This window comes from Paenibacillus sp. GL_099_B, assembly GCF_057835695.1.
The window spans coordinates 6992777-7005841 of the sequence record NZ_CM174430.1 but is presented as its reverse complement, the minus strand read 5'-3'; the positions used below and the strand labels follow the sequence as shown (position 1 = coordinate 7005841).

10 protein-coding genes are annotated in these 13065 nt (G+C 42.3%); 8 read left to right on the top strand and 2 right to left on the bottom strand.

Translation table 11 applies throughout. The features are described 5' to 3' along the window. Nucleotides 1–115: 115 nt before the first annotated feature. Nucleotides 116–1207, bottom strand: coding sequence for a GntR family transcriptional regulator (locus AC3ITG_RS31785; RefSeq protein ID WP_489252424.1), 1092 nt, complete (start codon nt 1205–1207; stop codon nt 116–118). Nucleotides 1208–1603: 396 nt separating this feature from the next. On the opposite strand from AC3ITG_RS31785, the gene AC3ITG_RS31780 reads away from it, so the two are divergent. The 8 genes from AC3ITG_RS31780 (at nt 1604) to AC3ITG_RS31745 (ending at nt 12582) form a co-directional block, all read left to right on the top strand. Further along, complete coding sequence (locus AC3ITG_RS31780) at nt 1604–3220, top strand: xylulokinase (RefSeq protein WP_489252423.1); 1617 nt, start codon at nt 1604–1606, stop codon at nt 3218–3220. 3 nt (nt 3221–3223) lie between these two features. Beyond that, complete coding sequence (locus AC3ITG_RS31775) at nt 3224–3919, top strand: L-ribulose-5-phosphate 4-epimerase (protein ID WP_076287227.1); 696 nt, start codon at nt 3224–3226, stop codon at nt 3917–3919. A gap of 271 nt (nt 3920–4190) precedes the next feature. Further along, the gene (gene araA, locus AC3ITG_RS31770; protein ID WP_413030064.1) at nt 4191–5615 is read left to right on the top strand and encodes an L-arabinose isomerase; all 1425 of its coding nucleotides are present in this window, start codon (nt 4191–4193) and stop codon (nt 5613–5615) included. Nucleotides 5616–5817: 202 nt separating this feature from the next. Next, entirely contained in the window at nt 5818–6591 is a 774-nt protein-coding gene (locus tag AC3ITG_RS31765) for an AAC(3) family N-acetyltransferase (RefSeq protein ID WP_489252422.1), read from the top strand. Nucleotides 6592–6922: 331 nt separating this feature from the next. Further along, on the top strand, nt 6923–8620 hold the full coding sequence (locus tag AC3ITG_RS31760; protein ID WP_489252421.1) for a histidine kinase N-terminal 7TM domain-containing diguanylate cyclase: 1698 nt from the start codon (nt 6923–6925) through the stop codon (nt 8618–8620). A 216-nt stretch (nt 8621–8836) separates the two neighbouring features. After that, nucleotides 8837–10537, top strand: a complete 1701-nt coding sequence (locus tag AC3ITG_RS31755) for a zinc ribbon domain-containing protein (RefSeq protein WP_339167822.1) — start codon at nt 8837–8839, stop codon at nt 10535–10537. Between the two features lie 2 nt (nt 10538–10539). Beyond that, on the top strand, nt 10540–11388 hold the full coding sequence (locus tag AC3ITG_RS31750) for a hypothetical protein (RefSeq protein ID WP_452560600.1): 849 nt from the start codon (nt 10540–10542) through the stop codon (nt 11386–11388). Next, entirely contained in the window at nt 11389–12582 is a 1194-nt protein-coding gene (locus tag AC3ITG_RS31745; protein WP_489252420.1) for an N-6 DNA methylase, read from the top strand. 58 nt (nt 12583–12640) lie between these two features. Here AC3ITG_RS31745 and AC3ITG_RS31740 read toward each other — a convergent pair whose 3' ends face one another. Then, nucleotides 12641–12985, bottom strand: a complete 345-nt coding sequence (locus AC3ITG_RS31740) for a helix-turn-helix domain-containing protein (protein ID WP_339167819.1) — start codon at nt 12983–12985, stop codon at nt 12641–12643. Nucleotides 12986–13065 lie beyond the last annotated feature (80 nt).

Genomic DNA, 13065 nt, shown 5'->3' with positions numbered 1-13065 from the left:
CAGCCTTTTCGTATTTCAGCAAGAACATGCCGACCGCAGACAAAGGGGTGGTGGTTGAGGCTGCGATTTCCCCTTTTATGGAGCAATTCACATCACCCAAACCTTAGTCCCAATACTATTCCAACTCAATCTCTTTCACTGTCTCACCCTCAATCAGCATGGGCTGGTAGTAGGTGTTGGTGGGCAGATCCTTTTTGCCTTGTAGTTTCTTGATGACCCAATCCGCAGCGTCACGGCCCATTTGCTCTTGGGGATGAGTTAACGTCGTGAGTTTGATGTTGGCGTTCTTTGCGATGTATGAATTGTCCTGGCCGATAATGGATAACTCGTCTGGAATGGAAATGCCCAGCTTTCTACATGCATGTACGACTTCTAGCCCCACCTCATCGTTGTAACAGACAAGGGATGTCAGCGCATCTCTGTTTTCCTCCAGGAACACCTCCAGATTGGTGGAGAGGTCCGGCTTCGATGCCGTATCGAACGAAAGCACTTGCTCGGGATGAAACCGCAACTTGGCTTCGCCCAGCGCTTTGATATATCCCTTCATCCGATACTTCCCTTGTAAATCATCCATTTTCGCGATAATGCCGATCTGGCTATGTCCCTTGGCGATCAGTTCCCGAGTAGCTAGGTAGCTGGACTGCACGTCATCCAGACAGAAGAAAGGCACCTCCAGCTCTTCATAAAAGGCATTGATCATTGTAAACGGTACATCCTGCTCTTTAAAGGAAAGGTAGTACGCTATGTTGGGATTGTACAAATTACTCTTGGTCGGTTCGACGATTAGGCCATCCACACCATAAGAGAGCATCATCTCGAGCGCTTTTTTCTCTTGTGCAACGTCGTTATTGGTGCTGGCTAATAGCAACGAATAATTGTCTTCATTTAATCGGCCTTCAATGCCGCGGATGATGGAGGGGAAGATGTAATCGGAAATATACGTCGTGATGACGCCGATTGTTTTTTTCATCGTGTTCCCGCCGGTTCTGGATCGATACAGATTGCTTACATAGGTGCCGGAACCTTTCTCGCTTCTCAAAAAGCCCTCGTTTGATAGCTCCAAAATGGCCTTTCGCACCGTCTGGCGGCTCACGTTGTAGCTGTCCTGCAGTGCGGATTCGGTAGGGATTTGTTCGCCTACACTATAGGTTCCCGATAGGATATTGCTTTTGATATCGTCAATGATGACCTGATACTTTGGCTTCACGCAGTCCACTTCTTTCATCGTTACTTATCTATAAAAAAACATCGTCATATTCATAGTTGTACGTACATATTTTATCATGATTCGAATCGAATGGCTATGTAACAGCCAGTTTTACAAAATAAACCGTACAATTCCCATCCTAAAACAGAAATGTGTACCCTACAACATAACCTTTTGAGCACAGAAATGAGATCGTTTAGACGTCATATCATAACTAATGTAAGTATAACTATTATATATTATTGACAAATGTACGTACAAAAAATATACTAAGGCTGTCAGAAAAGGAAAGCGCATTCTTTTCAATGAACCGAAATATGAATCCATTTCAATCATCTTTAAGTCAATTATATTTTTACTTTTACCTACTGTGGTCAGAGAGGGGACTACGTGATCATGAGTCATGTGGATATGAAAGAAGCGATTAGCAAGGGAGCCACTTCACTAGGCATCGAATTTGGTTCGACACGGATCAAGGCGGTGTTGATTGACGAACGTTTTGAGACCATCGCGTCAGGTAGTTATGAATGGGAGAACCTCCTGAAAGGCGGATATTGGACGTACAACCAAGAGGATATTATCACAGGTCTTCAGACTGCGTATCGTGAGATGAAGCAAGACGTAGAGCGGAAATACGGAATCACGTTGCAAACGGTAGGTTCCATCGGATTCTCCGCCATGATGCATGGATATATCGCTTTGGATAGCGCGGGAGAACTGCTGGTACCGTTCCGGACGTGGCGTAACGCGACCACCGGGAAGGCTGCGAGGGAGCTGACGGATCTTCTACAGTTCAATATACCGGAACGTTGGAGCATCGCTCATTTGTACCAAGCGATCTTGAACGAAGAGACCCATGTGCCTCGCATCGATCACCTGACAACTCTGGCTGGTTACATACACTTGCTGCTGACGGGCAATAAAGCCATCGGTATCGGCGATGCTTCGGGCATTTTCCCAATCGACGAGTCTACGCATAACTATCACCCATCCATGATCAAGCAGTTCGATGAACTGATCGCAAGCAAAGGTTATCCGTGGAAGGTGGAGGACCTTCTTCCCAAAGTGTACCTCGCTGGTGAGAATGCTGGTGAGTTAACCGAAGCGGGAGCCAAGCTACTCGATCCTTCGAATGATTTGCAGTCAGGCATTCCACTCTGTCCGCCGGAAGGCGATGCCGGAACGGGCATGGTAGCAACGAATAGCGTGAGGAAGCGTACGGGCAACATCTCCGTCGGCACATCCGTGTTCGCAATGATCGTCTTGGAGAAGGAATTGTCCAAAGTGTATCCCGAGATCGATATGGTTACGACGCCGGACGGCAGTCCGGTAGGCATGGTGCATGCCAATAACTGCTCCAGCGACATCAACGCTTGGCTTGGATTATTCCGTGAATTTTCCGAGGCGATGGGATACGAAGTCGACACCGGCAAATTGTTCAGCGTGATGTTCAATAAGGCTTTGGAAGCTGACCCGGATGGTGGCGGTTTACTGAGCTACGGTTATTACTCGGGTGAAAACATTACGGGCATCGACAAAGGCCGTCCATTGTTCGTCCGCTCACCGGAAAGCAACTTCAATCTGGCGAACTTCATGCGCACACATCTGTTCACCGCTTTTGGTGCCCTCAAGCTTGGCATGGACATTTTGACGAAGAACGAGCATGTGGCGATTGACAGCATTTTGGCTCATGGTGGTCTGTTCAAGACCCCTGTCGTCGGTCAGCGGATTGTAGCCGCAGCGATGAACGTGCCGGTGTCAGTGATGTCTACAGCGGGTGAAGGCGGTGCATGGGGGATGGCGCTTCTGGCCTCGTACATGATCAACAAGGATCAGCAGGAGAGTCTGGATGTGTTCCTAGAGCAGAAGGTTTTTAGCGATGTCCAGGGTGAGGAAGTTGCGCCGAATGCATCGGATGTCAAAGGGTTTGAAGCATTTATCGAACGTTATCGGAAGGGCCTCGCGATTGAGCAGGCGGCGGTAGATCATCTGGTAGAGAATGGGAGGGACTAACACATGTTAGAACAACTGAAAGAAGAGGTCTATGAGGCGAATCTGGAGCTGCCGAAGCACGGACTCGTGAAGTTCACATGGGGTAATGTCAGCGCAATGGATCGGGATAGTGGCCTGTTTGTCATCAAACCGAGTGGTGTCAGTTATGACAAGATGAAGCCAAGCGACATGGTTGTGGTTGATTTGGACGGCAATGTGGTGGAGGGCGAAATGAGACCCTCCTCTGATACCGCGACTCACGCGGTGCTGTACAAACATTACCCGGAAATCGGTGGTATCGTGCACACTCATTCCACCTGGGCGACCATCTGGGCACAAGCTGGTCTGGACGTACCCGTGATGGGGACGACGCATGCTGACACCTTCTATGGTGCCGTACCTTGTGCCCGTTTCTTGAACCAGGATGAAGTTGATCGCGGATACGAAGCGGAGACGGGCCGTCTCATTATTGAAACATTTGAACAGCGCGGGCTGGATGTGATGGCAATCCCGGCAGTTCTGCTTCATGGTCATGCACCGTTCACGTGGGGCAAAGACGCCAAGTCGGCGGTTGTGAACAGCGTCGTACTGGAGGAAGTGTGCAAAATGAACCTGTACGCGCGGCAATTGAATAACTTTGCCAAAGAACTGCCGCAAGGCATTTTGGATAAACACTATTTGCGGAAACACGGAAAAGACGCCTATTACGGACAGAAGTAATTTGGTTATGTAGCGATCGGTTGATAATAATTCAAGCGAATAAGTTGTTTGTTACTACTACCAATGAAGTTGTATCAAACTTTTACACGATAACGGAGAGTGCAGTACTAATCTGTAGAAGCGAAGCGCTCGCCTTTATAACCGGATATCATCCTTATTAAAATTGATCAAAGAAATCCGGGGATAACCAGCGATCGGAAGATGGTACTGCAATCGGAGTGGTAAGTGTAACCCATTTGTTCAACTATAAAAATGAAATGAGGATGATTACATGTCAGCAACAGCAGCTAAACAGTTTTGGTTCGTCGTAGGTTCGCAGCATCTGTACGGGGAAGAAGCGCTGGGTGAGGTTAAAGCCAACGCACAGAAAATTACGGATGCTCTTAATGCAAGTGGCGTTCTGCCATACCCGCTCGTATTGCAGGATTTGGCGGTAAGCGCAGATAAAATCACGAGCATCATGAAGGAAGTGAACTACCGCGACGAAGTGGCGGGTGTAATCACCTGGATGCATACGTTCTCACCTGCGAAAATGTGGATTCGGGGTACGAAATTGCTGCAAAAACCGTTGCTTCATCTCGCGACACAATTCAATGAAAGCATTCCATGGGCTACAATCGACATGGATTTCATGAACCTGAACCAAGCGGCTCACGGTGACCGTGAATATGGCTTCATCAATGCACGCCTGAGAAAACAAAACAAAATCGTCGTTGGCTACTGGGAACGTCCAGAAGTGCAGCAGCAAGTTGCCGATTGGATGGACGTAGCGGTAGCTTATAACGAAAGCTTCAACATCAAGGTTGCTCGTTTTGGCGACAATATGCGCAACGTGGGCGTGACCGAAGGGGATAAAGTGGAAGCACAGATCCAATTCGGATGGACCGTCGATTATTTCGGTATCGGCGACCTCGTGCAGTACGTGAATGCCGTAACGGAGCAAGAAATCGAAGATCTGATCGCTCAGTATGCAGAACTGTATGAATTCGATTATGGTACAAACAGCAAAGAAGCTTGGGAAGCCAGTGTACGTGTACAAGCAAGTTATGAAATTGCGATCAAACGTTTCCTGGACGAGGGCGGATACAGTGCCTTCACCACCAACTTCGAAGATCTGCATGGCATGAAGCAGCTTCCTGGTCTGGCAGTGCAGCGCCTGATGGCCCAAGGATACGGCTTTGCTGGAGAGGGTGACTGGAAAACGGCTGCACTTGATCGCCTGCTCAAAGTCATGGCCCACAACGAAAATACGGGCTTCATGGAGGATTACACGTACGAGATGGCGGCTGGTCAAGAAGCTATCCTTCAATCCCACATGCTTGAAGTTGACCCGACACTCGCCAGCAACAAACCTAAAATCATCGTGTCCCCACTGGGTATTGGCGATCGTGAAGATCCTGCACGTCTCGTATTCGATGGCAAAGCAGGAGAAGGCGTCGTGGTTTCTATGGCAGACTTCGGAACGCATTACAAACTGTTGATCAACGAAGTGTCTGCATTTGAACCGACGGTTCCAGCGCCTAATCTGCCGGTAGCCCGTGTATTGTGGAATGTGAAGCCTAACTTCCAGGATGGGGTCAGAGCTTGGATCGAGAATGGCGGCGGTCACCATACCGTAGTATCTTTGAACCTGACTACTGATCAAATCGTGACCTATGCGAAATTGGTGAACCTGGAGTACGTTGTGATTAAATAGTTTTGAATTTTATGGTCTCATTGATGGACTCATACAAATTCTTTCCTTATGGCCGGGGGGTTCCCCGGCCCTTTGTCTTGCCGTGAGGAGCATGGTGTATGGCCTGAAACGGATCTTGTGCTCTCTCCAATACAAAGGATAACGTTATTACCGTCGTCTACGCTCTATTTTGCTATAATAGCCCAAAGGAGGTTATCTATTAATGATACATACCCAAGAAAGTTTGCTCCACCAACTGCGCCAGCTTGGCATTGACGATCAAGGGACGCTGCTCGTTCACTCTTCCATGAAAAGCATGGGCGAAGTCGAAGGCGGTGCGGATACGGTGTTGGATGCATTGACCGAGTATATGAAGGACGGACTGCTGGTATTGCCAACGCATACATGGTCCACGATCAATGCGGACAATCCGATGTTCCACGTGGAATCCTCGCCATGCTGCGTCGGTATTCTGCCTGAACTATTTCGCAAACGACCTGAAGTAGTACGTTCTTGGCACCCTACACATTCGGTAGCTGCTCTGGGACGGGATGCTGAAGCATTTACGAAGGACGATCATCTTTTCGATACACCTTGTGCGAGAGGCTCGGCCTGGGGGAAGCTGCTTGATCGGAAGGCAACCATCCTTTTGGTCGGCATTGATCTGAAACGGAACACGTTTATCCATGGTATCGAAGAATGGGTCGACATCCCGGGCAGATTAACGGACGGGCATGAGATGTTAAAGACGGTTTTACCCGATGGAACCGAAATTTCGGTGCCTTCCCGGAGACATTGCGGATTGTCGTGGTCAGAGCATTTTTGGAAAGTGGATGACGTTCTTGAACGTAAAGGTGCGATGCGTAAGGGGCAGCTTGGCGATGCAGTCGTCAGGGTGTGTGATGCGGCTTTGTTGACGGAAGTGATCACGGGCATGCTCCAAGATAATCCGGATTTGTTCTCAGACAATTTGCCTTTGGCTACTGTATACGAATGAGGAGAGGGCCGTCCGGTGACGGAGGGCTCTACATACGTACCTGCTTGCCTCTTACGACAGCTAACAAGGACTTCTTTCCTCCCGGTTTGCATCCAAACGTTTAATTTCATTCACAAAAACGCAAAAATTGCGCAAAATTCAATCAGAGGTTGGTTGGTTTGCCATTGTATGGGCTACTCACCCCATTAATGGTGTGATAAGATGTGGTTAAATTAACCAATAGCAATAAAATAGGAATATCTTTTATAGATTTATCGAAGGTTCACATAGCGTTAAGGAATAACCAAGTTTAATACTATCTTCGTTGTCGCATGCAAAAAGGAGAAGATTCGTGAGCCCATTAGTATGGTATGATCTCTTTCTATTCGTCCTATTGTTTGGTGTATACGTATATGTTTTTGCAACGGTTAGAATTACGAACTTACATAAGGTTTACTTTTTGTTTCATGGGTTGATGATGCTCTGGCCATTCTGTCAATTTGCGAGTACGTTGACGAAGGACCCCGGCTTGCAGTTGTTCTATGTTATGTTATCTTTTGTCGCCGTTTCCTTACTAGGGAGTGGTTGGCTGCTGCTTACGATCTTCATTACGGGTGAAGCGGAACGATTAGGCCAAAAAAGATCCTTCCTATTGTTCATCCCTGCGGTTATTGGAGCGGTTGGCGTGATCCTGAACCCGTGGGGCTGGTTTGTAACTCCGCTGGAAGGCGGTTATATCGAGCGGGAATATGGACACTGGTTCTGGGTTGTCATGGCTATACTCGTGAGTTACTTTGTAACGTCCCTCTTTATTTTGTTCCGGGCACTTTATTCTTCTCGAACGTCCTCCATGATTAAAAATCAGGTGAAAGTTACGCTATGGGGCATATTCGTGCTGGCTGCTTTTGCAACAATCGATGCTCTGCTTAATGTGGTTCTAAGAGCGTATTTACCGTTCATCATTCCCGGACTGACTTCGCTGGGGATTTTCGTGTCCGACCTTTTCTTCGTCTATGTTATTAAAAGGTACAATGTGTTCGATCTGGTTTCCATCGCCCATGAGGATGTAATCAATACCATTCCTTACGGCATCCTTGTACTGGATGAGAATGAGATGATTATTGAATTGAACAAAGCCTCCCGATCCTTCATGGATCTGCATGTGGGGGATTCTTTTGATATGGAGGCATTCCTGGGTTCTGTTCGTGTTGAGGGCAGCCGCCAGAAGTTTCTGGAGGAGTATAAGCAAAAAGACAATACCTTGTCTCAAATTGAAGTACTCGTGGGGCGGGATGACATCCGTCACTATATCCTCCAAGCGTCTCCCATTGTTGATGCTGCTCGCGCGCCCATTGGTCATATCCTTACGTTCCAGGATGTCTCTCAAGAGCGCTTCTATGTCAAAGAAATGAATCGGCAGAATGAGACGCTTCAGGAGCGTAATCATGCCCTGGATCGGATTCGCCTGGAGTTGTCCGAGGCCAATCGCAAGCTGGAAGAACTCGCCCTGACGGACAGTCTGACGAACTGCTACAACCGTCGTTATCTGACCCAACATCTGAATCACGAGGTTATCACCAACATTCAATATAAAACGCCGTTTTCACTCATACTACTGGATATTGATTACTTCAAAGCGATCAATGATCGCTACGGACATGTCATCGGGGATGAAGTGCTGCATCGCACGGCTCAGGCTGTCAAAGAATCCATTCGGAGTACCGATATTCTAACGCGATATGGCGGGGAGGAATTCATGATCTACCTTCCACATACCGAACGCCAGTTGGCTCAACAAATAGCGGAACGTGTGAGATTAGCAGTGGAATCGAACCTCATTGTGGTGGATCATGAGATCGAACAGGTGTCCATTACGATTAGCATAGGAATTCTGTCTATTGAGGATTTCGAATGTGAGCATGTACCGGATAACCCGGAAGGGTATCTGATTCAGCTGTTCGCTGCGGTAGATAAGGCGTTGTATCAGGCGAAGCAGAATGGGCGTAACAGAGTGGAGTTTGCGGCGTTTGAGCGGAATCAGTTCGTCTAGTATTTAATCAAAAATCAATAATGGAAGGTAGAATTCTGTAATATGAGGGTGCACCTGATTGGTCTAACCTAAAAACTCCAAATGGGCTTTGTTCGAATATCTTACGCCATAAAAAAATCTATATACTGTCTTGTTTTATATTATGTATAATTTATACAGAAGCTTTATTGAGATTTCGATATCGATTTAACAAATTTTTTACATAGGGGGATTATTTTGAGGAATAAAATAGAGTATGAAGATAACGGTTTTGAGGAACGGGCAGATTATATATTAGATGATGATATTTTAAAGTGGAATGTGGATATACCTTATTTCGAGTCGATTCAAAGGAAGTTGCTTGAAAAAGGGGCTAAAGTATTAGTTGGGCCAAGGGGGACGGGAAAAACACATCAAATGAAGTTAGCCTATAACAGCAGTCTACAGGATAAGACCAAACCATTTCCTGTATATGTTTCTTTTAGTAAGTATTACTATCTTGAGCCGCTATTATCTAAAAACCCTGCAGCTATTACTGTATTTCATACATGGGTACTATGTAAGATTATATTAGGATGTATAAACTCACTAGAACGTTTGAAAAAAGAAGATAAAATAGATTATATTGGTCAATTATCAGTAGAAGAAATCAAAAAATTCATAGCACAATCTGAGAAAAATATTCAAGAAGACTGGCATACTACTGTTATAAATAATGTAACAATACAATTTGTAATTAATTTTATTATAGATTCAGCTTCAAGCTGTGGCAGAAAAAGAACTATACTGTTACTAGATGATGCTGCTCTAACACTTACTAAAGAATATATGGTTGAGTTTTTTGATGTATTCAGAAGTTTAAAAACAACACAGATCTCACCCAAGGCTTCAGTATACCCGGGGACTACTGAATACGGGCCGAGATTTCATTTGAAACAAGATGGAGATCCTTTTAATGTGTGGTTTGAACCTGAAGGAGCAGAGTATGAGGAGTTTATTAATCAATTATGTGAAAAAAGATTCAATGAAGTAAAAATAGATGGCAATTATAAAGAATTACTTAGGTTTGCCTCATTTGGGAACCCTCGCGCATTTATAACTCTTCTAAGAGATTTAGAGCAATCTGATTCGAGAAACCAACAGAAAAAATTCAACACTATAATAGATGCTAGATGCAAACTCCTTAATGATGAATATATTTCTATTAAACAAAAACTAAACCAATACAGTACAATTATAGATACGGGCTGGGACTTTTTTGATAGATTAGTCCATGAGGTCACACAAATCAATAAAAAATTAGTTGATAGTAATCTAAATGAAAAACAACTTATTGTTGGCCTAAGCAGTTACAACGACAAATCTCTAGATCGAATGATCAAATTCCTAATAGAAGCTGGTCTGCTATACGAGCTATCACCCGTTAAGCATGGTGAGAATAGAGAATTCAAAAGATTCATTCCGCATATTATGTTCTTATTTCAAAGGAGAGCTTTTTCGAGAAGTAAGGGATTCAATTCATCAGAAATTATACAGTTTTTGAAAAGAAAAAACAGTAAACACCCGATTCGTAAAGATAATATATATAATATTCTTGATAATGAAGCTCTAAGAAATTTAAAGTTAGATTTACCACCTTGTACAAAATGTGGTGCGAATCGTCTCAGCGAAAACCAGAAATTTTGCCATGCATGTGGATCTGAATTGATTTCTAAGTCTTCTTTTGAAAAATGTATGCAACTAACTATTGATGATATCCCTCTAACGGATTGGCAAAAGAGTAAAATTAAAGAAGAAACACAGCTTAAAACTGTAAAGGATTTTTTATCTATTTCTGATATAGGTGATGAACTACGAAAACCTCATGGGTTCGGACGTAAAAAGGCTGAGAAAATTATAAATATAGTTAATAAACTTATAGAGGAGTTCCTTGCATAGTCATGGCTAAATTTAACTATTTATTAAGTTCAAATACTTCAGCAAGTAATTTTACAACAAATGGAATATTTGATGATACATTTGTCCATTCTCGTAAGTCTGCTATTGACGATTTCATTGAAAAGAGAAGTGCTTTATTTGCTTTGCTTAGACCATACGAAGAAAATATTGATCTTGTACCAAGAGAACTCATGAATATGATTTTGCTTGGTTGTATATCGGCTGTTGAAAGCTATGTTAGAAAAATTATAAGAACAATAATAATAGTTGATGAATCATCGAGAAAAATTTGTGAGAATCAACATCTTAAATACGGGGCGGTTATTACGCACGATAAATTTTTGTTGCCTGAAGCATTGCTTGAGGAATATTCATTTACCAATGGTTATAACATAAAAGAAACAATAAAAAAACTTACAGGAATAAAGCTCGACAATATATCAACTATAAATACAGTTTTTAAAGAGTACTCTAAAATTTGTCAACTTAGACACTGTGTAGTTCATCGCTTTGGTTTGTTAGGATCAAATAATGCTATTGAGTTAGGCTTAGCAGAGCATGGGAAGTTTCTTGAAAAACCATTACAAATAAACTTTGAGCATCTTAATGAAATGGTACTTGTATGTGAAAATTTAGTTAAAGAGGTAAATAACTATTTGTTCTGTGAAGTACTAGAAAGAACTTATAAATCAAGAACCGAGCAATGGTATTTTGATTTTCGTAGGGATAAAAAGACATTCAAAAAATACTATAGTTTATTTGTTGATTCTTCATGTGATAATAAGGAAAAAGTGGTATATAAAGAATTCACAAAAAGTATGCAAGAATATTATGGGAGGAATTTTGTATAAATGGATACTCTGGCTAGATATTATACCCAAGAAAAAATATCAAGGCTACTAATTAATAAACTTGATATTAAAAGGCCTAAAAAAATTTTAGAGTTGGCTATAGGTGATGGGTCATTAAGTCTAGCGGCTTTTGAAAGGTGGAATGAAGCCCGATATTACGGTGTAGATATAGATGACACTTCAATTATAAATATAAAAAAAAATCTACCTTTTGTTGATGTCATTAACTTTAATGGGCTTGAAGATAATATAAATGTAAAACTAAATATTAAAAGTTCCTCAATAGACATAGCAATTTGTAATCCACCATATTTAAAACATACAATGAGTGAGGAGGATAAAGCATTATTTAAAAAAGTCAAATTAGAAAGCTGTTTTAATAATAAACAAATAACCACTGATATTGTTTTTTTAGCTCGTAACTTAATGTTTCTAAGAGATGGACGAGAGTTGGGTATAATTTTACCGGATAGTGTAATGACGAATCATTATTATAATGATTTAAGGAAAGATCTCTTATTTAATCACAATATCAAATGTATAATTCAATTACCAGACAATATCTTTAATAAAACTGAAGCTCGCACTCATATACTGATAATACAAAAAAATATTAAAACAAATACTAAAGTTGAACTATCAAAAGCTAATAATGATGGGGATATTATTCAAAGTTTGTATGTGAATAAAGAAGACTTAGTTCACAGAATGGATTTTGACTTCCATTTTTGGGCACTAGGGCTTGAATCTCAAAATAAAAATAATATTAGATTGGGAGAGATTACAGACTCTATTTGTAGGGGGAATAGAACCAAAAAATATCTTGATCAATTAGAGCTGGATTATTTCCATACTACAAGTTTTACTTCTAATAATTCTTTCGTTGATTATGTAACAAAAAAAGAGGATTTCCCTGAAAACATAACGTTAGCAGAACCAGGAGATATATTGGTCTCAAGAGTTGGAAAGAGATGTATAGGAAATATAGCCATGGTCAAAAGTGGATATATACCTATTACTGATTGCATATATCGTGTGAGACCGTGTGATTCCTATGGTAGATTCATATTTAACTCATTCACATCGGATAAAGGTCAGGCCTGGTTTCAAGCTTATGCTCATGGAGTCTGTGCAAGAGTAATTAGTAAAACAGATTTAATTAATTTTCTTGTAGAGATGGATGGGGTAATTTGAATATAAGAGTTAGAACTCATCAGTAACCGTTGTTAGTTAGCAACGGTTATTGATATTGTTAGTCAAGAAGTTTTGAGATTTCGTTCACCACATTTGTGAATTTAATTAACTTTTCTTCGCTTAAATCACTAATTAAAATAGAATAATCATCTAATGCCTTCATTCTGGCTAGTTGTTCTTCCGTCATTTCTCCTGAAGATATAAAAAAGTTTTCAGACGGAATTTCTAATGCAATAATAATTTTCTCCACTGTGTCAATTGAAAAATTTCTCTCTCCACGCTCTACCGACCCGATATACGCATCATCCAATCCTGAAAGTTCTGCTAGTTGCTGCTGTGTTAAACCCTTCATCTTACGAATTGCTCTAATCCGTTCTCCTACCGAATTCCGTAATGTTGTCATATTAACCACCTCTCCTAAAGGTTAGGAGAGTATCGATGTATTTAGCAGAGATATAAAGGCAGTAAAATATGTTGAAAAAA